The organism is Stenotrophomonas koreensis, from assembly GCF_001431525.1.
In the GTDB taxonomy this organism is placed as follows: Bacteria; Pseudomonadota; Gammaproteobacteria; order Xanthomonadales; family Xanthomonadaceae; genus Stenotrophomonas; species Stenotrophomonas koreensis.
In genome coordinates, this window is the sequence record NZ_LDJH01000024.1 from 26,793 (window position 1) to 47,913 (window position 21,121).

Below are 21,121 nucleotides of genomic sequence, written 5' to 3' on the forward strand. Positions count from 1 at the left end.
AGACGCATGGGCCTGCAACGCGCTGGCGTGTACGCTCAGGGCGTTTTCAAGCAAGGCATCCCGGGATGAGCATCTATCACCTGCAAGCGGTCTTCCGTCCGCAATCGGTTGCGGTCATCGGCGGCAGCCCCCGTCCACGTTCGGCCGGGCGGGCGGTGGTGCGCAACCTGCGCGAAGGCGGCTTTGCCGGCCAGATCGGCTGGATCAATCCACGCCATCCGCATATCGACGGCATCGCCACCGTGCGCCGTCTGCGCGACCTGGGCTGGGTGCCCGAGCTGGTGGTGATCACCGCACCGGCACCGATCGTGCCGCAGCTGGTGGCCGAGGCAGCCGAGCTGGGGGTGGCCGCGGCGATCATCCTCACCGCCGGCCTGGGCCAGGGCCCGGGTTCGCTGGCGCAGCGGCTGCACAGCAGCGCGCGTGCGCACGGCCTGCGCATCCTCGGCCCGCATTGCCTGGGGGTGATTGCCCCGCATGCGCGCCTGAACGCTTCCATTGCCGCGCACACCCCGCAGGCCGGTGACCTGGCGCTGATTTCCGAATCCAGCGCGATTGCCGCGGCGCTGGTGGAGTGGGGGGTATCGCGTTCGGTCGGGTTCTCGGCGGTGGTTTCGCTGGGCGACAGCCTGGATGTCGATTTTGCCGACCTGCTGGATTACTTCGCCGCCGATTACCGCACCCGCGCGATCCTGCTGTATGTGGAAAACATCAGCGATGCGCGCAAGTTCATGTCCGCCGCGCGCGCGGCGGCGCGTGCCAAACCGGTGGTGCTGGTCAAATCCGGACGCAGCCGCGGCGGCACAGCCGCGCGCAGCGATGACACCCATGTGCAGTCGCTGGCCAGCAGCGATGCGATCTACACCGCCGCGTTCAACCGCGCCGGCCTGCTGCGGGTCGGCGCGTTGGACGAGCTGTTCACCGCCGCCGAGACCCTGGGCCGGCTCGGTGGCACCTTTCCCGGCCGGCGCCTGGCCATTGTCAGCAACGGCAGCGGCGTCGGCCGCCTGGCCGCCGACCGCCTGGCCATGCTCAAGGGCCAGCTGGCCGCGCTGTCACCGGCGACCCAGCAGGCACTGGCCCAGCTGCTGCCCGATGGCGCCCCGCATGCCAACCCGGTGGACCTGGTGGTCGATGCCGATGGTGAGCGCTATGCCCGTGCGATCGAGGCGCTGCTGGCCGACCCCGGCAACGATGCCCTGCTGGTGATCAACGTGCCCACCGCCTTCACCTCTTCGGTGGAGGCGGCACGGGCGATGACCCGCACGGTGGCGGCCCGCTCGCGCAGCGAGCGCGACAAACCGGTGTTTGCGGTCTGGCTGGGCACCGACGAGCAGGCCACCACCATCCTGCATTCGGCACGCATCCCGACCTATGCCTCCGAGGCCGACGCGGTGGCCGGTTTCCAGCACCTGGTGCGCTACCGGCAGGCACAGGCGGCACTGATGGAAACCCCGCCGAGCCTGCCGGAGGATTTCCAGGTGGACCGCCAGGCAGCGCAGCAGCTGATCCAGCAGTCGCTGGCCCGTGGCCAGCGCTGGCTCGATCCACAGGCCACCCATGCCCTGCTGGCGGCCTACGGCATCGCGATGGCACCGCTGCAGCTGGCGCGCGATGTGGCCGGGGTGCTGGAACTGGCGCAGCCGCTGCTGGAAGCCGGCCATACGGTCACCCTGAAGATCCACTCGGCCGATATTCCCAACAAATCCGATGTGCACGGGGTGCGTCTGGACCTGGCCACCCTGGCTGCGGTACGCACCGGGGCCGAGGCGATCCTGGACTCGGCGCGCCGGCTGCGTCCGGAAGCGATCATTGCCGGGGTGCTGGTGCAGCCGACGGTGGTGCGCGCCAAGGCCCGCGAGCTGATTGCCGGGATCGCCGATGACCCGGTGTTCGGCCCGGTGGTGGTGGTCGGCCGTGGCGGTACCGCGGTGGAAGTGATCGATGACATTGCCATCGGCCTGCCGCCGCTGGACCTGCGCCTGGCGCACGAGCTGATCGGCCGCACCCGGGTCTCGCGCATCCTCAAGGGCTACCGCGATGTGCCGGCTGCCGACGAGCGCGCGCTGGCGCTGCTGCTGGTCAAGCTGGCGCAGCTGGCCGCCGACATCCCCGAGGTGCGCACGCTGGATATCAACCCGCTGCTGGTCGATGCCGATGGCGTGCTGGCACTGGATGCGCGGGTGGCGATCACCCCGACCCACCGCCTGCACAAGGGCCGTGGCCATCCGCGCTTTGCGATCTTCCCGTATCCCACCGAATGGGAGCGCACGATCGAGCTGTCCAATGGCGGCAGCGCCTTCGTGCGTCCGGTGCGGCCGGAAGATGACGGCCTGTTCCGTGCGTTCTTTGCCCGGGTTACCGACGATGACCTGCGCATGCGCTTCTTCCAGTCGGTCAAGCACTTCAGCCATGAATTCATCGCCCGCCTGACCCAGCTCGACTACGCCCGCTCGATCGCGCTGGTGGCGCTGGACCCGCGCAGTGGCGAGATGCTCGGTGCGGTACGCCTGCATGCCGACGCTGAGTACGCCACCGGCGAATACGGCATCCTGGTGCGCTCGGACCTGAAGGGCTACGGGCTGGGCTGGCGGCTGATGAAGATCATGATCGAATACGCCGGCTGGCTGGGGCTGTCGCAGGTGCAGGGCCAGGTACTGCGCGAGAACAGCACGATGCTGGACATGTGCCGGCGGCTGGGCTTCAGCGTGCGCGTGGACCCGGAGGATTCAACCCTGATGCAGGTCAGCCTGCCGGTGGACGGGCGCGGGCTGGAACACTGAACGCTGCGTGGCCGGGCGCTCGACCGGCGTTGTTGCCGCGTCGCACAATAGGCGGCTTCCACCCTGCCGCCGCTCATGTCCCTGCCCTTGTTGCTGCTGCCCGGTCTGCTCAACGATGCCACCCTGTGGCAGGCGCAGCAGCAGGACCTGGCCGATATCGCCGACTGCCAGGTTGCCGACCTGACCACCCACGGGCAGCTGGATGCACTGGTCCACGCGGTGCTGGACAAGGCGCCGCCGCGGTTTGCGCTGGCCGGTTTCTCGCTCGGTGGCTGGGTTGCCCAGCACATCCTGCGCCTGGCCCCGCAGCGGGTGGAGCGGCTGGCGCTGATCGGCACCTCCTACCTGGCCGACAGCCCCGAACGCGCGGCCCTGCGTGCCAGGCAGCAGGCGCTGGTCGGGGTGGCCGGCAATTTCCACGGTTTTGGCAACAGCATGATGCGCCGCTATGTCGACCCCTCGCGCCAGGATGACCGTGACCTGCGCGACAGCGTGCGTGGCATGACCCAGCGCCTGGGCCCGCAGGTGTTCCTGCGCCAGAACGCGCTGCCGCGGCTGGATGGCCGCGATGTACTGCACGGCTATGCCGAACCGTCGCTGGTGCTGTGCGGGGTCAATGACGCCATCACCCCGCTGCAGCGCTCGCGCGAGATGGCCGCGATGATGCCGGCCAGCGAGCTGGTGGAACTGCCCGCCTGCGGCCACCTGGCACCACTGGAACAACCGGCGGCAGTAAGCGCGGCAATGCGGCGCTGGCTGCTGCGGGGCTGAGGAAAGAGGGAAGAGGAGTGAGCAGCGAGAGCTGCTGTCTCTCACTCCTCGCTTCTCTTCTCTCGTTCCTCGTTCCTCGTTTCTCACTTCTCGCTCGAAGCGCTGTCCAGGCTGCGCAGGTCCTCTGCATCGAGCTGCAGGCGCGCGGCGGCCAGCAGCTGCTGCAGCTGCTCCACGCTGGTGGCACTGGCAATCGGTGCGCTGATGGTGGGCTGGGCCATCAGCCAGGCCAGTGCGACCTGGGCCGGGCTGGCCGCATGCCGGCTGGCGACATCATCCAGTGCCTGCAGGATGCGCAGCCCGCGTGGGTTCAAGTAGCGGGCAACCACACCGACACCGCGGGCACTGCTCAGCGCCGCATCGGCGGGGGTACGGTATTTGCCGGTCAAAAAGCCGCTGGCCAGCGCGTAATACGGCAGCACCCCGAGCTGATGCTGACGCGCAATGGCCGCCAGCTCGTCTTCGTACACCGCGCGGTCGCACAGGTTGTACAGCGGCTGCAGGGTTTCAAAGCGGGGCAGGTGGTAGTCGGCGGAAATCTTCAGTGCCTGGCGCAGGCTGCCGGGGCTGAAATTGGACGCGCCGATCGCGCGCACCTTGCCTTGTTCGATCAAGCGCGCAAAGGCGCCCAGGGTCGCCTCCAGCGGTTCGGCCGGGTCTTCTTCATGGGCCTGATACAGATCGATGGTGTCGGTCTGCAGCCGGCGCAGCGAGCCTTCCAGCGCGGCGTTGATGTTGCCCGCTGACAGCCCCGGAAATTCGCCCCATTTGCCCACCTTGGTGGCAATCAGCACCTGCGCGCGTTTGCCACTGGCCTTGAGCCAGCGCCCGATCAGGGTCTCCGATTCACCGCCGCGGTTGCCAGGTGCCCAGGCCGAATACACATCGGCGGTGTCGATCAGGTTGAAGCCGGCCTCGACAAAGGCGTCGAGCAGCGCAAAGGTGGTGCGCTCATCCACGCTCCAGCCAAATACGTTGCCGCCAAAGGCCAGAGGGGCGGCATGAAGGCCGGAACGGCCCAACTCACGGGTGGCCACCATGGGCATGTTCTCCTTGTTCTGGGAGCCCCAGCATAGACAACCACCGGTTAGCTTTTTGCTGCCACGCCGGCATGGTGCGCTGCCGATGTCCCTGCCGGTGTGGCCAATGCTAGGCTGCCGCGCAGATAACCAACCGCTGGAGATCACCATGCACTCTCGTCTTGCCCTTGCCGGATTGCTGCTGGCGGCCCTGCCGCTGGCCCAGGCCCAGGATCACCCGCCGGCTGCCCAGCACGGCATGCATGCACACCCGGCCGGGCATGCCGGCCATGAGCATGCCGGGCATGACCCGGCGATGCATCAGGCCCATGCCCGCGCGGCGCTGGCCGCAGCGGTGGCCGACAGCCGGCGCGACCCGGCCAATGTCGCGCGTGACCGCTACCGCCATCCGCAGCAGACCCTGGAATTCTTCGGGGTGCTGCCGCACCACACGGTGATCGAGATCACTCCGGGAGGCGGCTGGTATACCGAGATCCTGGCGCCGATGCTGGCTGACCACGGCCGCTACATCGGCGCCCTGGTCGATCCGCTCGCCGTCGCCCACGGCCGCAGCCGCGATTACCAGCAGCGCACCCTGGATGGTTTCAAGGCCAAACTGGCCGGTGACAGCGAACGCTTCGGCAAGGTCGAGGTGCTCACCTTCAACCCGGCCGCGCCGGTGCTGGGTCCGGCCGCCTCGGCCGATGTGGTGCTGACCTTTCGCAATGTGCACAACTGGCGCAGCGGTGGCCAGGCCGAAGGCTATTTCAAGGCCTTCTTCGACGTGCTCAAGCCCGGCGGTGTGCTCGGTGTGGTCGAGCATCGTGCGCGTGCGGATGTGCCGGCCGATGACAGCAGTGGCTATGTCGGCCAGGACCAGGTGATCGCGCTGGCCACCGCCGCCGGCTTCCAGCTTCTCGGTACCAGCGAGGTCAACGCCAACCCGGCCGACACCAAGGACCACCCCAACGGGGTATGGACGCTGCCGCCGGTGGGCCGGCATGAGCCGGCCGATGCCGCCCGCTACCAGGCCATCGGCGAGAGCGACCGCATGACCCTGCGTTTCGTCAAGCCGGCAGGCTGAGCGGGGCGGTGGGACAATGGCCGGGTTGCCCGTCATTGTCCCGCCATCGTTCTGCCATGCTGATTGCCTTCAACAAGCCCTTCAACGTGCTGTGCCAGTTCACCGACCGCAGCACGCCGCCGCGCGCCACCCTGGCCGGGTTCGGCCTGCCTGCGGACGTGTATGCCGCCGGGCGGCTGGATTACGACAGCGAAGGCCTGCTGCTGCTCACCGACGATGGCCGCCTGGCCAACCGCCTGACCGACCCGAAGTACAAGCAGCCCAAGACCTACTGGGTGATGGTGGAGGGCATGCCGGCAGCGGAGCAGCTGCAGGCACTGCGTGATGGGGTGGTGCTCAATGACGGCCCGACCCGGCCGGCGCAGGTGCGCCTGCTCGACCCGGCGCCGCAGCTGTGGCCGCGCAACCCGCCGGTGCGTTACCGCAAGAACGTGCCTGATGCCTGGCTGGAAATCACCATCAGCGAAGGACGCAACCGTCAGGTCCGGCGGATGACGGCGGCGGTCGGTCTGCCCACCTTGCGCCTGGTACGGGTAGCCATCGGCGCGCACCGGCTCGATGGCCTGGCCCCCGGGCAATGGCGCCGGATCGACTGACCCGGCGCCAGCCCACAATCAGCCATCCAGGTCGGCGGCATCATCCAGCGGACCCTGCGGGCGGTCGGCCAGGCGGTAGTTGCCGGCCTGCTGCTGCGCCGCTTCCTGCGCCTTCCTGCGCTTGCGGTACACCGCATAGCCGAGAACACCCACACCCAGTGCGGCGATCGCCACCGCGGTACCCGGATGGCGGCGCACGGCCTTGGTTGCAACCTTGCCGCCGGTCTTCAGCGCGCCGATGGCGGCACCGGTCTTGAGCCAGTCCGCCGCGGAGCTGCCGCCATGCTTCAGCCCATCGCTGGCCTGGCCAGCCAGTTCAAGTACGCGTTCCAGTGCGGTGTCGGTGATAGTGCTCAGCTTGCTCATAAGGCGTTCCATCGGTGGGGATCAGGCCACACAGTGTGGCCGCTCTATCGTAAACGGGCTGTGCATCCGGGCACAGCCTGCAGGTCGTGTCGCCCAGCAGACCCTCTGGCGTGGAGGGCTGGTGGTGGTCTTGATGGTGGCAGGTGGCTGTCATCGGACGGCGTGGATGCCGATACTGTGCACTGGGGAAAGGATCGGGAATTGAACGATGGGGTGGCTTGTCTGCCAGACGAAGAAGTTGCGCATGGCTGCTGTTGTGTACGCGCTGCTGCTGGCCGGGTGTGGGGGTGATGGCACCGCCAGCCAGGCGTACCAGCAGGCTTGCCACGGAGAGCCGTTGCCAGACCAGCAGGCCATCTACCAGGCAGAGGCTGATGGCTACCGGATCAACAGCCGTTACCGCTGTATCGACCGACAGTCCTGGCAGGAGGTGCAGGCGGCGATGGCGCGGCTGGAACACGCGCGTCGTCCCGAGGTGCAGGCACGCGCCGAGGCTGCGGCCGATGCCGAACATGCGCAGCGCCTGGCCCGGATAGCCGCCAGGGCTGCGGCCCGTGAGCAGGCGCAGGCCGCGGTGATGCCGCGCGTGCTGGACAAGCCTGTGGATGCCAACCATGCCAGCCGTGAGCAGTTGGCGGCGGTGTGCGGGGTCGATGCCGACGGGGCCGAGGTGATCGTACTGGCGCGACAGCAGGGCGGTCCGTTCACCGGCTGGGCCGATCTGGTCCACCGCGTGCTGCCGTTGTCGGCAGCGCAAACGGCAGTGGCCGCCTCGCGCTGTGGCCTGACCGTCAATGGCCACAGCCTGGCGGGCGCGGCGCCGGCCGAATCAGTCCTGCGCTAACAGCTGCAGGAGCGCGAGGGATCCGCTGACCGATGGCGGCAGGACGGTGGATTGCCGCCTCGCTCTGTCATGGTCTGGAAGGACGGCAGCACCCTTATGTCCCGCGTGGTTTTGCCCGGTGGGTTGCCGTGGCGCTCCACGGGTCATCCGGCCATGGGTGCCTCGGATACCGGCCCTTCATTTCCTTTTTCACTTCCGCATAGGTGTTCTCCCAGAAGTTGCGCAGGTCGGCGGTGACCTGCAGCGGTTTGCCGCCGGGGGAGAGCAGGTGCAGCAGCAGCGGGATGCGGCCGTCGGCGATGCGCGGGGTGTCGGCCAGGCCAAACAGTTCCTGCAGCTTGACCGCCAGCACCGGCGGGCGCGGGCTCACGCCGTCATCGTCGATGGCATAGGTGATGGCGCGTTCCAGCCCCGACGGCACGGCGATGCGGGTGGGCGCATGGCGGTCGATGAGCTGGCGCAGGTTCCAGTCGATGCCGGACTTGAGCGCCTCGCCGAGCTCGGCCTCGCTCAGGGCATCAATGCGGGTCTTGCCGGCAAAGGCCGGGCGCAGCCAGTCATCGAGCGAGGCGAGCAGGGCGGCATCGCTGACATCGGGCAGGCCCAGTTCGGGCATCCACGTCCGCAGGCCCTGCACGCGCGCCTGCCATTGACGCAGGGATTCGGTCCACGGCAGCGCGGCGATGCCCAGATCCATGATGGCGGCCGTGAGCGCCTGTGCGGCCTGGGCCAGATCGACTTTTCCGGCCGGGCGGCTGTCGATGACGATGCGGGCAAAGCGTGATTCGCGGCGCGCTTCCAGCGCGCGTTTTTCCGCATTCCAGCGCACCACGTCCTCGCTGACGAAGTCGCCGGGGAAGTGCTGGCGCAGGTGGTTTTCATCCACCGGGGCGGCGCGCAGCACCAGGCCGTCGCGGGTGTCGGCGCGCAGCTCGCTGATCACGATCCACGGCTCGCCACGCAGCTCGCTGGCATCGAGCAGGCGCGCGCTGCGGCCGTTGGCCAGCAGGTAGCGCTGCAGATCGGCCGGATGCATGGCGGCGATGCGGTCGGGGAAGGCATGCGCGAGCAGATCCCCCAGTTCGTGCGCCTCGATGCTGGCCGGCGGCCGGTCCTCACAGCGCAGGCGCCGCCGCCACTGCTTGGCCGCCGCATCAATCGCGGCCAGGCCACCGCGGCTGGCATTGCCCGGCGTGTGGCCATCGCGGAAGGCGGCCAGCGCACGCCAGCGGCTGGCCAGACCATCGCCACCGCCGCGCAGCGGGTCACGTGCCTCGATCAGTGCCGCCAGGTCGGCAGCCAGCGCCCGCTGGCGCGGGCTGCGGGCGGCGGCGAGCATCGCGCCCAGGCGCGGATGGGTGCCCAGCCGCAGCAGGGCACGCCCGGTATCGGTGATCGCGCCTCCCGCGCTGACTGCGCCCAGACGCCGCAGCAGGTCGCGCGCGGCGGCCAGGCTGCCGGCCGGCGGAGCATCGACAAAGCGCAGGTCAGCGCTGCCCCAGGCCGCCAGCTCCAGTGCCAGCCCGGCCAGTTCGGTCTGCACGATCTCGGCGCGCCGCTGCGGCTCCAGGCGCTGGCTCTGCGGCCACAGCCGCCAGGCCCAGCCACTGCTGACGCGCCCGGCGCGGCCGGCGCGCTGGTCGGCCGAGGCCTGGGCGATGGTGACCACGTCCAGCCGCGAGAAACCGCTGTTGGGATCAAAGCGCGGCTCGCGCGCCAGGCCCGAATCGATGACCACGCGCACGCCGGGCAGGGTGACCGAGGACTCGGCCACGTTGGTGGCCAGCACCACCCGGCGGCGGCCATCGGGCGCGGGGCTGAGCACACGCTGCTGGGCCTCGACCGGCAGCTCGCCGTGCAGGGCCAGCACCTCGGTGCTGGCCGGCAGCTGGCCGTCCAGCGCGGCGCTCACTTTCCCGATCTCGCGCTGGCCGGGCAGAAACACCAGTACATCGCCGGGATGCTGTTCGACCGCAGCAACCACCGCGCGCCGCACCTGCGCCTCCAGTGCTTCCTCGCGCCGGGCCGGGAAGTGCGAGACCTCCACCGGATAGCTGCGGCCTTCGCTGGACAGCCGCGGTGCATCGAGAAAGCGCGCCAACCGCTCGCCATCCAGGGTGGCCGACATCACCACCAGGCGCAGGTCCTCGCGCAGGCCGGCCTGCACGTCCAGCGCCAGCGCCAGGCCAAGGTCGGCCGAGAGATGACGCTCGTGGAATTCGTCGAACACGATCGCGCCGACGCCTTCCAGCAGCGGGTCGTCCTGGATCATCCGGGTCAGGATGCCCTCGGTGACCACCTCGATCCGGGTGGCGGCACTGACCTTGTTCTCGAAGCGGATGCGGTAGCCCACCGTTTCCCCGACCGGCTGTCCCAGCTGGCGCGCCATGAACTGCGCGGCCGAGCGCGCGGCGACGCGGCGCGGCTCCAGCATCAGGATCTTCTGCCCTGCCAGCCACGGCGCAGCGAGCAGGGCCAGCGGCACCTGGGTGGTCTTGCCGGCGCCGGGCGGGGCTTCCAGCACCAGGCGCGGGTGGTCGGTCAGGCTGGCGGTGATGGCCGGCAGCAGCGGGGTAATCGGGAAATCGGCAACGTGCATCGCACAAGGATAAAGCCAGTGTTTGCCGGCCAGCGCCTACACTGTGCGGCTTTCCCGTTCACGCAAGACCTGCCGGCATGGAACTGATCGACATTGGCGCCAACCTGACCCACGAATCCTTCGACCGCGACCGCGCGGCCGTGCTGGAGCGGGCCCGCGCCGCTGGCGTGGTGCAGATGATCGTCACCGGTGCCAGCCGCGCCGAAAGCCCGAAGGCACTGGAACTGGCGCAGCAGCATCCCGGCTTCCTGTACGCCACCGCCGGCGTGCACCCGCACCACGCCAGCGAGTACACCGCCGAGTGCGACGCCGAGATCCGCGCGCTGCACGAGCACGCCGAAGTGGTGGCGGTGGGCGAATGCGGGCTGGATTTCAACCGCGATTTCTCGCCACGCCCGGCCCAGCGCCGCGCCTTCGAGATGCAGCTGCAGATCGCCGCCGACCTGCACGCGGCCGGCCGGACCAAGCCGCTGTTCCTGCACCAGCGCGATGCCCACGAGGACTTCCTGGCCGTGATGAAGAACTTCGATGGTCAGCACGGCCCGGCGGTGGTGCACTGCTTCACCGCCGACAAGCGCGAGCTGTTCGATTACCTGGACCGCGACTGGTACATCGGCATCACCGGCTGGCTGTGCGACGAGCGCCGTGGCGCCCACCTGCGCGAGCTGGTCAAACACATCCCGCACCAGCGGCTGATGATCGAGACCGACTGCCCCTACCTGCTGCCGCGCACACTCAAACCACTGCCCAAGGATCGCCGCAACGAGCCGGCCTTTTTGGCCCATATCGTGGAGGAAGTGGCGCGCGACCGTGGCGAGGAGGTGGCGCTCACCGCCGCCCGCGCCACTGCGGCCAGCCGCGGCTTCTTCGGGTTGCCGGGCGCCGTCTGAGCCCAGGGCGATCTGCGGGCCTTTCCTGCAGGCCACCGGGTTCGTGGCTGGACATCGCGTTCAGTAACGGAAACGGCAAAATGGGCGCCTTGCCGCGCCAGCGTGGAGCGGCCTTGCCGGATGCGCTGTATGTCCCCCAGAGCCCGCTGCCTTGCCCTTGCCGCCACCTCGCTGTTCTTGCTTGCCGCCTGCGGCAAGCAAGAGCCCGCCGCTGCGCCCACCACCCTGGCCGTCAGCCTGGTACCGGTCAGCCAAAGCGTGATCGACCGCAGCGTGGTGGTTTCCGGCCCGGTCACGGCCTGGGAAGAGATGCAGTTGGGTGTGGAACTGAGCGGGGTGCGCATCACCGCGCTCAATGTCGATGTCGGCCAACGCGTAAAGCAGGGCCAGGTGCTGCTGGAGCTGGACGCGCGCAGTGTGGCGGCCGATCTGGCCCAGGCCGAGGCCGGCCTGCGCGAGGCCCAGGCCGCGCTGGAACTGGCCCAGGCCAATGTGCGTCGCGCCGAGCCGTTGGCCGCGCAGCAGCTGATCAGCGCCGCCCAGCTGGATGAACTGCGCGCCCAGCGCATCAGCGCCCAGGCCCGTGTCGGCACCGCTGCCGCCGTGCGCGACAACGCCGCGCTGCGCCGTGACTTCGCCCGCCTGCGGGCACCGGCGGACGGCATCATCTCCAGGCGTCTGGTCCAGCCCGGGCAGATCGTCGCGGCCGGCAGCGAACTGCTGCGCCTGATCCGCGATGGCCGCCTGGAGTGGCGCGCCGAGCTGTCGGAAGGTGAGCTGGCCCAGGTGAGCGTCGGTGACAGCGTCAGCCTGCCCAGCCGCGAAGGCCCGGTGACCGGCACCGTGCGCGCGGTCAGCCCGGGCGTCGATGCGCAGACCCGTACCGGCACCGTGCACGTCGACCTGCCCGATCCGGGCAGCCTGCAGCCGGGCAGTTATGTCGAAGGCCGGATCCAGGTCGGCCAGGGCAGCGGCTTGACCGTGCCCGCTGCGGCGGTGGTGCTGCGCGATGGCCTGCCGTACGTGTTCACCGTGGACGAGCAGGGCGTGGCCCGCCGTGTGCGGGTGCAGACCGGCGCTGCGGTCAATGGCCGTACCTTGCTGCTGGATGGCGTGGCAGCCGGTGACAAGGTGGTGCTGGAGGGGGCAGGCTTCCTCGGTGATGGCGACCGCGTGCGCGTGGTCGATGGCAGTGCAACTGAATCGCCCGGTGCGGCAGCGCCCGCAGCGCCTGACCCCCGCCCATCTGACGCGAACGACGCCGCTGCCAAGGCAGGCGGCGCATGAACTTCTCTGCCTGGGCAATCCGGCGGCCACTGCCGTCACTGATGCTGTTCTTCATCCTGTGCGTGGCCGGGCTGTGGTGCTTCCAGCATCTGTCGGTGGCGCGTTTTCCTGATGTCTCGCTGCCGATGACCACGGTCAGTGTCAGCCAGCCGGGTGCCTCGCCGAGCCAGCTGGAGGCCGAGGTCACGCGCAAGGTCGAGGACGCGGTGGCGACGATCCCGGGGATCAAGCGGGTGATGTCCTCGGTGGACGAGGGCATGAGCACGACCATGCTCGAGTTCCATATGGATACCGAGCTGGGCCAGGCGCTGGATGACACCCGTGATGCGGTCAGCCGGATCCGCATGGACCTGCCGCAGGACATCCAGGAACCGGTGGTGTCCAAGGTCGATATCGGCGGCGCGCTGCAGACCTGGGCGGTGATTGCCGACCACCTGGCACCGGACGAGCTGAGCTGGTTCGTCGACCGCGACGTGACCCGTGCGATGTACGGCATTCCCGGGGTGGCCCAGGTCAAGCGCGTGGGCGGGATCGACCGCCAGGTGAGGGTGGATCTGGATCCGGCGGCATTGCAGGCGTACGGCGTCACTGCCGGCATGGTCAGCCAGCAGCTGGCGCGCTTCCAGCTCGAGCAGGCTGGCGGCAAGGTCGAGCTGGATGGCGGGCGCCAGGTGATCCGCACCGTCGGTACCCTTGCCACCGCGCAGGAGCTGGGCGGCTACAGCATCGCGCTGCCCGATGGCCGCAGCGTGCGCCTGTCGCACCTGGCCACGATCAGCGATGGTGCGGCCGATACCGAACAACTGGCGCTGCTCGATGGCAAGCCGGCGGTGGCCTTCTCGGTGTCGCGCACGCGCAAGGCCAGCGAGCTGGCCGTGGCCGACGCGGTCGAGGCGGCGGTGGCCAGGCTGCGTGCCGACAACCCGGGCATCGACATCCGCCTGGTGACCGACATGGTGCAGGAGACCCGCACCTCGTACTCGTCCTCGATGATGATGCTCTACGAGGGCGCATTGCTGGCGGTGCTGGTGGTGTGGCTGTTCCTGCGCGACTGGCGTGCCACCTGGATTGCCGCCGTCGCGCTGCCGCTGTCGATCATCCCGACCTTCGCGGTGATGTACTTGTTCGACTTCTCGCTCAACATCCTCACCCTGCTGGCGCTGGCGGCGGTGGTCGGCATCCTGGTCGATGATGCGATCGTGGAGATCGAGAACATCGTGCGCCACCTGCGCATGGGCAAGACGCCGCTGGAAGCCGCCCGCGAAGCGGCAGATGAAATCGGCATGGCGGTGATCGCGACCTCGGTGACGCTGGCGGCGGTGTTCATCCCGGTGGCCTTCATGCCCGGCATTGCCGGCAAGTTCTTCCGCGAATTCGGCTGGACTGCGGCCACCGCCGTGCTGTTCTCGCTGCTGGTGGCGCGCCTGCTCACGCCGATGATGGCCGCCTACCTGCTCAAGGCCGATGGGCGCGAGCACCGCCAGGGCCGGGTGATGACCTGGTACCTGGGATGGGTGGACCGCGCACTGCGCCACCGCGGCAAGACCCTGCTGATGGCCCTGGGCTTCTTTATCGCCTCGATGGCGCTGGTGCCGTTGATCCCGGCCACCTTCATTCCGTTCTCCGACCTGGGCCGCAGCAACCTGTCCATCGAGCTGGCCCCGGGCACCTCGATCGAGCACACCACTACCGTTGCCGAGCGCGCACGCGCGCTGGTGTCTGATATTCCCGAGCTTGCGCAGGTCTACACCACGGTCGGCGGCGTGCTGGACAACGGCGACCCGACCGCTTCGCCGGTGGGGGAGGTGCGCAAGGCGCTGCTGACCCTGGACTGGGGGCCGGCCGATGAGCGTGAGCGTGACCAGAAGGTGCTGGAGCGGCTGGTGCGCGAGCGCGTGGCCGACCTGCCCGGTGCGCGGCTGAGCTTCATCTCCAACGAGCCGGGCGAGAAGATGCAGCTGGTGCTGGCCGGCGATGACCCGCAGCGTCTGGGCATTGCCGCAGAAGCACTGGAACGCGACCTGCGTACCCTGCCTGGCCTGGGCTCGATCCAGTCCAGCGCCGCCCTGCTGCGCCCGGAAATCGTGATCACCCCGGATCCGGCGCGGGCTGCCGACCTGGGAGTGGCCACCGCCGACATAGCCGAGGCCGCGCGCATCGCCACCTCCGGCGATTACACCCAGCGCATGGCCAAGCTCAACCTGCCCGAGCGGCAGATCCCGATCCGTGTGGGCCTGCCGCAATCGGCATTGGACAACCCGGCGCTGATCGGTCTGCTGCGGGTGCCGGCACGCAACGGGGCGGTGCCGCTGTCGGCGGTGGCCGATATCTCCGTGGGCAGCGGGCCCTCCACCATCTCGCGCTACCAGCGCCAGCGCAGCGTCACCCTGACCGCCGAACTCAATGGCCAGCCGCTGGGCGAGGTGATGGCCACGGTGCAGAAGCTGCCCAGCCTGCAGCAGTTGCCCGATGGCGTGCAGTTCATCGCCGCCGGCGATGCCGAGGTGTTCGTGGAGATGTTCACCGGCTTTGCGCTGGCGATGCTGGCCGGCATCGTCTGCATCTACATGGTGCTGCTGTTGCTGCTCAACCACCCGATGATGCCGCTGACCATCCTGACCGCGGTGCCGCTGTGCGCCGGCGGTGCGTTTGGCGCGCTGCTGCTCACCGGCAACATGCTCTCGCTGCCGGCGCTGATCGGTCTGTTGATGCTGATCGGCATTGCCACCAAGAACTCCATCCTGCTGGTGGACTATGCGGTGATTGCCGAGGACGAGCACGGCCTGAGCCAGCATGACGCGCTGATCGATGCCTGCCGCAAACGGGCGCAGCCGGTGATCATGACCACCGTGGCGATGGGCGCGGGCATGTTGCCGATCGTGCTTGGCCTGTCCGGCGATTCCAGCGTGCGCGCGCCGATGGCGGTGGCGGTGATTGGTGGCCTGATCACCTCCACCGTGCTCAGCCTGATCGTGATTCCGGCCGCTTATACCGTGCTTGATGACCTGGGCAGCAGCCTGGCCCGGCGGCTGGGCCGTGGCGGCGGCAACAAGCCGGTGGCTGCGGCTGCGGACAAGGGCGGCTGACCGGCCACCGCCGCGGTGGTGGCTGCCATCGTGGCGGCCAGGTGCGCAGGGTGTCAGGCAGCGGGGCGGTAGCCCTGCAGCGCCACCCACACCGTTTCCAGCCGCGGCGTGGCCACGTCCAGAACGCGGGCACGGGCCAGCAGGTCGCCGATCAGGTGGGCCGCCTCGATCGGCTTGCCGGCTTCCATGTCGCGCAGCATCGAGGCCTTCATCGTCGATCCGGCCTGGGTCAGGCTGGCGCGGGCGATGGCGCGTGGCTTGTCCGCGACCGGGTGGCCACTGGCGGCGGCCACCGCCAGGCATTCCTCATGCAGGCCGCTGATGAACTCCTGCCCGCCATCGCGGGCGAGGATGCCGCCCAGGTCGCTGCGGTGCAGGCAGGTGGCACCGGCCAGGGTGGCCAGGAAGCTGAATTTGATCCACTGCTCGGCGGCGATGTCGGTGCTGGCCACATGGTCGATGCCGGCGGCGGTGCAGGCCGCGGCCAGCGCCTGTACCCGCGGACTGAGGCGCTGGCTGGAACGCTCGCCGAAGGTCAGCCGCGCCGGCCGGTCGAGGTGGTCGATCACGCCATCGGCGGCCAGCACCGCGGAAATGAAGCACAGCCCGCCGAGCACGTTGTCCGCACCGAAGCGGTCATCCAGCAACGGGTAATGGGCCAGGCCGTTGAGTACCGGCAACAGGGTGGTGCCGGCGCTCACGGCCGGGGCAATGGCCTCGATTGCGCTGTCCAGGTCATAGGCCTTGCAGCTGAGCAGGACCAGGTCGAACGGCGGGGCATCGGCCAGTTGGTCGGCGCTGAGCACCTTGGCTGCCAGCTGCACATCACCCAGCGGGCTGCGCACGCACAGCCCGTGTTCGCGTATGTGCCGTGCACGGGCCGGGCGCAGCGCGAAGCTGACATCCACACCGGCCTGGGCCAGGCGGGCGCCGAAATATCCGCCGGTGGCACCGGCACCAAGGATGAGGATGCGCATGGCGTCGTTTCAGGAAAATGGGATGGCGGTCAGCATACGGCGCCGCGTCCGTTTTGTGGCCGGGCAGTGTCGGCTAATGTGCGCAGACAAAAATGCATTTCGACAGGGAGGTCTGCAATGAAAAGGGTGTCGGTGGCCATGGCCTGTGTGCTCCTGGCCGGCTGGGGCGCTCAGGACGCTGGAGGGCAGTTGCCCGACGGCAGCGGGCAGGCAGTGCCTGCCACCGCGACGGCCCCGCTGCAGGCGTCTGCCAGCGGCGTGGCCGGGCTTCCCCCGGTGCCGGATGCCCGGCAGGTGCTGTCGCTGATCAGCGATGTGGACGGCGATGGCGCGCTGTCCTATCCGATCGTCAATGGCGCCACCATCAACCACTGGCACGCCCACGCCTTCCAGTCGCAGCAGACGCGCTACTACACCGGTTTTGCCTGGCTGTCGCCCTCGGTGTACGGGAGTGCACAGGCCCACTATCCGGAGCCAGGCCAACAGGCCGTGCTGGCCCAGGCGACATTCGTCCTGACGCCCGGGGCTGAACCGGCATGGCGCTGGGAAGGCAGCGAGCTGGACATCGGTGCCTTCGGTGGCTACGGCCGCGGCAACCGCGTCGATACGGCCCGCCAGGTGCAGTCCTGGCCGATGCCGGACGGCGACCTGCTGCTGGTGGTGCCGGCCCTGTATGACGATTCCGGGATCACCCAGCGCACGCTGGAACTGCTGCATTTCAGCGGGAGCCTGCCGCAAGGGGGGGACGACAGGCGCTGGCGTCACCTGGGCACGCTGGATGCCGGCAGTGACAATTCGGCCAGCTGTGGCGAGGCCAACCCGCGCATTGCCTGCCGTGATGTCACCGGGCAGCTGCGGTTTGTCGGCGAGGCGGGTCAGACATTGCCGGTGATCTGGCTGGTCTTTCCGGAAAACGCCGGCAAGGCCCCGATGCACGCGGTGCAGTACCGTTTCGACCCGCAGACCCGTCAGTACCGCCGGCGTTGATCCGTGCAGGCTGGCAGGCAGGCAGGCAGGCGTCTGGCGCCCGGCCCGTGTCGGTCATGCCTGCCGATGGGTTTACTGCCGGACCAGCTCGACCCGGCGGTTCTTCGCCTTGCCTTCGGCAGTGCTGTTGTCGGCGACCGGACGGCTGTCACCAAAGCCCTCCGCGCTGAGCCGCTCAGCGGCAATGCCGGCGGCCACCAGGGCGGCCACCACACTGGCGGCGCGCTGCTGTGACAGCTGCAGGTTGTGTGCGCTGCTGCCGCTGTTGTCGGTATGGCCGTTGATGGCCAGGCGCAGGCTCGGGTCAGCGGCCAGCAACTGGGTGACCTGGGCGATCTGCGGCTGCGAAGCCGGCAGGATCTGTGCACTGTCGGTGGCGAAATTGACCTGGATGTCGACCTTGCCGGTCTGCGCCAGCGCCTGCTTGAGCGCATCGGCCGGCAGCAGGGACGCGGTGATGGCCACTGGCTGGCTTTCCACGATCGTCAGGCCGCCGGAGAAACCCGAGCCCCCAAGGTAGACCCAGATGTCATGGTCGGCGCGGCGGATCACCCAGGTACTGATGGTTTCACCGAAGATGCCCGACAAGCCAGCGTTGTAATTGACCAGGATCTGACCGGGAGCCTGTTCGATTTCCTTGATTGCATCGGGCGGCACGACCGAGCGGGTGACCAGATGGCCGCCGGCCTGGGCAATCACCGCATCCAGGTTGGCCTGCAGTTCCAGCAGCGAGAAGTCATCGGTCTTGGCCGGGGTATGGACATCGGCCGACCAGACCTTGCCCTGTACCCACTGGAGATGGTCACCGGTCCAGAACGGAAGCCGGTCAAAGCGCTTTTCCAGCACTTTGCGTACCTGGTAGCCGCTGGGCAGCTGCAGGTAGGGGAAGGCGCCCAGCGGCACGTCGCTGACCGCTAGGGTCTGGAGGTCGAAACCCTGCTTCCCGGCAGCCGGGGCAGCAGCGTTGCTGTCGGCCGGGACGGCCTCGGCGGCCGGGGTGCCTGCCGGTGCGGGTTGCCCGCTTGCCGGGGTCGGCGCTGGGTCGCGGCCACAGGCGCTGAGCAGCAACAGCGGGACGAGCAGAACAGAAGCAGCTTTCATCAATGAGTCCTTGAGCAGGATGGAGGCATCGGGAAGCCCGGCGCGGCCGCAATGCTCACGGCAGGGGGCAACGCAGGGGCCGGCGAGCTGGCTAACCGGTTGGAGGCGGTGGTCCGGGACCTGGCCCGCGCTACCGCTGTTGTCGGCCAGTGGGTAGGAAGCTCCCGTGCCGTTGGCACCGGCCCGCTCAGCTGCGCTGGCGGCGGTCGCCGGCAGGGCCCGCGCAATGCCGACGTGCAGCCAGTGCTTTTGCTGTCGGTACCGGCGGCCGGAAACCGACGCCAGGGCCAGGCCATGCTGCGGGCAGGGTGCCCACAGCGCCAGCTGGGCAGGTGAGGCAGAAACGGCTGGCATTGGACAGTCGGCGGCCATAGGGCCGCGGTGATGGCCGGGCGCAGCGCCGACCGCTGGCTCAACGGGTGTTGTTCAGGCGCATGCCAAGGGCCTGGCACATGCGCTGGTCCGGCTTGGCATAGCCACGTTGATGGGCTACCTGCATGTGCTGGGTGCCCAGCACAAAGCCCTTGTCGAACTCGCTGTTGAAGCTCGGATCGTTGAGGTACAGGCTGAAACCGCTGCGCTTTTCGCGGTTGTAGAACGCGGTCAGCTGTGGTTCGCCGGCACCGCACAGGCGCATGTTGGCCACCAGCGCGGCGGTGGAGAAGCCCATTTCGCCACCATTGGTTTCCGGCGGTTCGAAGCCGCTGCCGGCATCGTCATCCTCTACCGTGGCCGGCTGCTGGCCCTGAGCCCGGGTCTGGGCGTGAGTGGGAGCCAGCAGCGCGCCGTGCAGCGCGGCCAGCAGGATCAATGACGCAATACGCAGGTTCATGCAGCCTCCTCCTTGTGGGCGTGAACCGGGCAGGGCTGCCCGGCGGGTCCCGAGCATAGCAACAGAAAAAAACCGGGGCCTGTCAGCGGCCCCGGTTTTGTCGTGCAGTGTGATCAGGCGCACATCAGCTGCGCATGCCGGTCCCGCGTCCGAGCAGCCACAGCGAGAAGCTGGCCAGCACCGCGATGAAACCCAGCATCAGCGCATAGGCAATCCACAGCGGCACGTCCGAGGTGCCGAGCAGGCCATAGCGGAAGGCATTGACCATGTAGAAGATCGGGTTGGCGTGGGTGGCGGTCTGCGCCCAGCCCGGCAGCAGGGTGATCGAATAGAACACGCCGCCGAAGTAGGTCAGCGGGGTCAGGATGAAGGTCGGCACGATCGCGATGTCGTCGAACTTCTTGGCATACACCGCGTTGAGGAAGCCGGCCAGGGCAAAGATGGTGGCGCCCAGCAGCACCGTGGACAGGGTGATCAGCGGATGGGCGATGCGCACATCGGTGAACAGCAGCGCGATCACCATCACGATGCCGCCGACCATCAGCCCGCGCAGCACCGCACCGGCGACGTAGCCGGCCAGGATCACCCAGTTGGGCATCGGGCTGACCAGCAGCTCCTCGATATGCCGGCCGAACTTGGCGCCGAAGAACGAGGAGGCGATGTTGCCGTAGCTGTTCTGGATCACGCTCATCATCACCAGACCGGGGACGATGAACTGCATGTAGGAATAGCCGCCCATGTCCCCGATGCGGCTGCCGATCAGGCCGCCGAAGATCAGGAAGTACAGGGTCATGGTGATCGCCGGCGGCACCAGGGTCTGGCCCCAGATACGCAGGATGCGGTTGACCTCGCGGCGGACGATGGTGCCCAGCGCCACCAGGTTGGCGTGGCCGGTGGACGGTACGGTAGCGGTCATCGGGTCAATCCTTCTTGCCGGTCAGGCGCACGAACAGTTCTTCCAGGCGGTTGGAGCGGGTCCGCATCGAGCGTACCTGCACCCCGGCGGCGCCCAGCGCGGTGAACACGCCGACCAGATCCATCGCCCGTGGCTTGTCCAGCTCCAGGGTGTGCGCATTGCGCACCACCAGGCTGGCGCCTTCGATCATCGGCAGGGCCGCCGGCAGCTCGCCTTCGGTATCGAGCACGAAGCCTTCCACATCCAGCTTGGCCAGCAGCTCGCGCATCGGTGCGCGTTCGACGATCTGGCCGCGGTCGATGATGGCCACGTGGCGGCACAGTTGCTCGGCTTCTTCCAGGTAGTGGGTGGTCAGGATGATGGTGGTGCCTTCGCGGTTGATCTGCTCCAGCACGCGCCACATGTCGCGGCGGATCTCGATGTCCACCCCGGCGGTCGGCTCGTCCAGGATCAGCAGCTGCGGATTGGTCATCATCGCGCGGGCGATCATCAGCCGGCGCTTCATGCCGCCGGACAGCGTGCGGCTGATCATGTGCGCCTTTTCCCACAGGTGGGCACGCTTGAGCTCGACTTCGGCCCGGGCCAGCGCGGTGGCACGGTCGATGCCGTAGAAGCCGGCATAGTTGACCAGGATGTCGATCGGCTTTTCGAACAGGTTGAAGTTGATTTCCTGCGGCACCAGGCCGATCAGGCGCATCGCCGCGCCGCGCTGGCGCTGCAGGTCCACGCCGAACACCTCGACCTGGCCCTCGCTCAGGTTCACCAGCGAGGAGATGATGCCGATCATGGTCGACTTGCCGGCGCCGTTGGGGCCGAGCAGGGCGAAGAAATCCCCGGGGGCGACGTCCAGGTCGACCCCTTTGAGCGCTTGCACGCCGTTGTCGTAGCGTTTGGTCAGCCCGCGCACGCGCAGCGCGGGAACATCAGCAGGGTTGGCAGCAGGGGCAGACACCAGGGGGCCTTTGGCCACGGGGGCCGGAAGC

17 protein-coding genes are annotated in these 21,121 nt (G+C 68.7%); 9 read left to right on the plus strand and 8 right to left on the minus strand.

Annotation, left to right across the window (positions count from 1 at the left end; genetic code table 11):
* Positions 1–65 precede the first annotated feature (65 nt).
* Positions 66–2,783, plus strand: a complete 2,718-nt coding sequence (locus ABB25_RS11705; RefSeq protein WP_057667019.1) for a bifunctional acetate--CoA ligase family protein/GNAT family N-acetyltransferase — start codon at positions 66–68, stop codon at positions 2,781–2,783.
* A 75-nt stretch (positions 2,784–2,858) separates the two neighbouring features.
* A complete protein-coding gene (locus tag ABB25_RS11710) occupies positions 2,859–3,554 on the plus strand; it encodes an alpha/beta fold hydrolase (RefSeq protein ID WP_057667021.1) in 696 nt (231 codons plus the stop codon).
* Between the two features lie 83 nt (positions 3,555–3,637).
* On the opposite strand, the gene ABB25_RS11715 is transcribed toward ABB25_RS11710, so the two are convergent.
* Positions 3,638–4,594, minus strand: a complete 957-nt coding sequence (locus tag ABB25_RS11715) for an aldo/keto reductase (protein ID WP_057667023.1) — start codon at positions 4,592–4,594, stop codon at positions 3,638–3,640.
* Positions 4,595–4,742: 148 nt separating this feature from the next.
* Here ABB25_RS11715 and ABB25_RS11720 point away from each other — a divergent pair, with 148 nt between their 5' ends.
* Both ABB25_RS11720 and ABB25_RS11725 read left to right on the plus strand, forming a co-directional pair.
* Entirely contained in the window at positions 4,743–5,657 is a 915-nt protein-coding gene (locus ABB25_RS11720; protein WP_083488298.1) for a class I SAM-dependent methyltransferase, read from the plus strand.
* Between the two features lie 56 nt (positions 5,658–5,713).
* Positions 5,714–6,253 (plus strand): pseudouridine synthase, encoded by a 540-nt coding sequence (locus tag ABB25_RS11725; RefSeq protein ID WP_057667025.1) that lies wholly within the window; start codon positions 5,714–5,716, stop codon positions 6,251–6,253.
* Positions 6,254–6,271: 18 nt separating this feature from the next.
* On the opposite strand, the gene ABB25_RS11730 is transcribed toward ABB25_RS11725, so the two are convergent.
* Positions 6,272–6,619 (minus strand): hypothetical protein, encoded by a 348-nt coding sequence (locus ABB25_RS11730; RefSeq protein WP_057667027.1) that lies wholly within the window; start codon positions 6,617–6,619, stop codon positions 6,272–6,274.
* A 244-nt stretch (positions 6,620–6,863) separates the two neighbouring features.
* On the opposite strand from ABB25_RS11730, the gene ABB25_RS11735 reads away from it, so the two are divergent.
* Entirely contained in the window at positions 6,864–7,463 is a 600-nt protein-coding gene (locus tag ABB25_RS11735) for a helix-hairpin-helix domain-containing protein (protein WP_057667029.1), read from the plus strand.
* Positions 7,464–7,557: 94 nt separating this feature from the next.
* On the opposite strand, the gene hrpB is transcribed toward ABB25_RS11735, so the two are convergent.
* Positions 7,558–10,062 (minus strand): ATP-dependent helicase HrpB, encoded by a 2,505-nt coding sequence (gene hrpB / locus ABB25_RS11740; protein WP_057667030.1) that lies wholly within the window; start codon positions 10,060–10,062, stop codon positions 7,558–7,560.
* A 77-nt stretch (positions 10,063–10,139) separates the two neighbouring features.
* On the opposite strand from hrpB, the gene ABB25_RS11745 reads away from it, so the two are divergent.
* The 3 genes from ABB25_RS11745 (at position 10,140) to ABB25_RS11755 (ending at position 15,325) form a co-directional block, all read left to right on the plus strand.
* Positions 10,140–10,952, plus strand: a complete 813-nt coding sequence (locus ABB25_RS11745) for a TatD family hydrolase (RefSeq protein WP_057667032.1) — start codon at positions 10,140–10,142, stop codon at positions 10,950–10,952.
* A 129-nt stretch (positions 10,953–11,081) separates the two neighbouring features.
* Entirely contained in the window at positions 11,082–12,239 is a 1,158-nt protein-coding gene (locus ABB25_RS11750) for an efflux RND transporter periplasmic adaptor subunit (RefSeq protein WP_152981201.1), read from the plus strand.
* A complete protein-coding gene (locus ABB25_RS11755) occupies positions 12,236–15,325 on the plus strand; it encodes an efflux RND transporter permease subunit (protein ID WP_057667034.1) in 3,090 nt (1,029 codons plus the stop codon). Before ABB25_RS11750 ends, ABB25_RS11755 begins: the two co-directional genes overlap by 4 nt.
* Before the next feature lie 53 nt (positions 15,326–15,378).
* Here the strand turns inward: ABB25_RS11755 and panE are convergent, their stop codons facing one another.
* Complete coding sequence (gene panE / locus ABB25_RS11760; RefSeq protein WP_057667036.1) at positions 15,379–16,302, minus strand: 2-dehydropantoate 2-reductase; 924 nt, start codon at positions 16,300–16,302, stop codon at positions 15,379–15,381.
* 117 nt (positions 16,303–16,419) lie between these two features.
* Here panE and ABB25_RS11765 point away from each other — a divergent pair, with 117 nt between their 5' ends.
* Positions 16,420–17,289: a hypothetical protein gene (locus ABB25_RS11765; protein ID WP_057667038.1), complete on the plus strand. Its 870-nt coding sequence runs from the start codon at positions 16,420–16,422 to the stop codon at positions 17,287–17,289.
* 72 nt (positions 17,290–17,361) lie between these two features.
* Here ABB25_RS11765 and ABB25_RS11770 read toward each other — a convergent pair whose 3' ends face one another.
* The 4 genes from ABB25_RS11770 to ABB25_RS11785 all read right to left on the minus strand — a co-directional run bounded on the left by ABB25_RS11770 (position 17,362) and on the right by ABB25_RS11785 (position 21,090).
* Positions 17,362–18,390: an OmpA family protein gene (locus ABB25_RS11770; protein WP_083488300.1), complete on the minus strand. Its 1,029-nt coding sequence runs from the start codon at positions 18,388–18,390 to the stop codon at positions 17,362–17,364.
* A gap of 412 nt (positions 18,391–18,802) precedes the next feature.
* On the minus strand, positions 18,803–19,222 hold the full coding sequence (locus ABB25_RS11775; protein WP_057667042.1) for a hypothetical protein: 420 nt from the start codon (positions 19,220–19,222) through the stop codon (positions 18,803–18,805).
* Between the two features lie 124 nt (positions 19,223–19,346).
* Positions 19,347–20,138 carry an ABC transporter permease gene (locus ABB25_RS11780; protein ID WP_057667044.1) on the minus strand — a complete coding sequence of 264 codons (792 nt, stop codon included), beginning with the start codon at positions 20,136–20,138 and terminating at the stop codon, positions 19,347–19,349.
* 4 nt (positions 20,139–20,142) lie between these two features.
* Complete coding sequence (locus tag ABB25_RS11785; protein ID WP_083488302.1) at positions 20,143–21,090, minus strand: ABC transporter ATP-binding protein; 948 nt, start codon at positions 21,088–21,090, stop codon at positions 20,143–20,145.
* Between the last annotated feature and the right edge of the window lie 31 nt (positions 21,091–21,121).

Excerpts from the sequence above, each read along its gene's own strand:
- ABB25_RS11755 (WP_057667034.1), top strand. The coding sequence starts at position 12,236 with ATGAACTTCTCTGCCTGGGCAATCCGGCGGCCACTGCCGTCACTGATG.
- ABB25_RS11730 (WP_057667027.1), bottom strand. The coding sequence starts at position 6,619 with ATGAGCAAGCTGAGCACTATCACCGACACCGCACTGGAACGCGTACTT.
- ABB25_RS11710 (WP_057667021.1), top strand. The coding sequence starts at position 2,859 with ATGTCCCTGCCCTTGTTGCTGCTGCCCGGTCTGCTCAACGATGCCACC.
- ABB25_RS11745 (WP_057667032.1), top strand. The coding sequence starts at position 10,140 with ATGGAACTGATCGACATTGGCGCCAACCTGACCCACGAATCCTTCGAC.
- ABB25_RS11765 (WP_057667038.1), top strand. The coding sequence starts at position 16,420 with ATGAAAAGGGTGTCGGTGGCCATGGCCTGTGTGCTCCTGGCCGGCTGG.
- ABB25_RS11720 (WP_083488298.1), top strand. The coding sequence starts at position 4,743 with ATGCACTCTCGTCTTGCCCTTGCCGGATTGCTGCTGGCGGCCCTGCCG.
- ABB25_RS11770 (WP_083488300.1), bottom strand. The coding sequence starts at position 18,390 with ATGAAAGCTGCTTCTGTTCTGCTCGTCCCGCTGTTGCTGCTCAGCGCC.
- ABB25_RS11715 (WP_057667023.1), bottom strand. The coding sequence starts at position 4,594 with ATGGTGGCCACCCGTGAGTTGGGCCGTTCCGGCCTTCATGCCGCCCCT.
- panE (WP_057667036.1), bottom strand. The coding sequence starts at position 16,302 with ATGCGCATCCTCATCCTTGGTGCCGGTGCCACCGGCGGATATTTCGGC.
- ABB25_RS11725 (WP_057667025.1), top strand. The coding sequence starts at position 5,714 with ATGCTGATTGCCTTCAACAAGCCCTTCAACGTGCTGTGCCAGTTCACC.
- ABB25_RS11705 (WP_057667019.1), top strand. The coding sequence starts at position 66 with ATGAGCATCTATCACCTGCAAGCGGTCTTCCGTCCGCAATCGGTTGCG.
- ABB25_RS11775 (WP_057667042.1), bottom strand. The coding sequence starts at position 19,222 with ATGAACCTGCGTATTGCGTCATTGATCCTGCTGGCCGCGCTGCACGGC.
- hrpB (WP_057667030.1), bottom strand. The coding sequence starts at position 10,062 with ATGCACGTTGCCGATTTCCCGATTACCCCGCTGCTGCCGGCCATCACC.
- ABB25_RS11750 (WP_152981201.1), top strand. The coding sequence starts at position 11,082 with ATGTCCCCCAGAGCCCGCTGCCTTGCCCTTGCCGCCACCTCGCTGTTC.
- ABB25_RS11780 (WP_057667044.1), bottom strand. The coding sequence starts at position 20,138 with ATGACCGCTACCGTACCGTCCACCGGCCACGCCAACCTGGTGGCGCTG.
- ABB25_RS11735 (WP_057667029.1), top strand. The coding sequence starts at position 6,864 with ATGGCTGCTGTTGTGTACGCGCTGCTGCTGGCCGGGTGTGGGGGTGAT.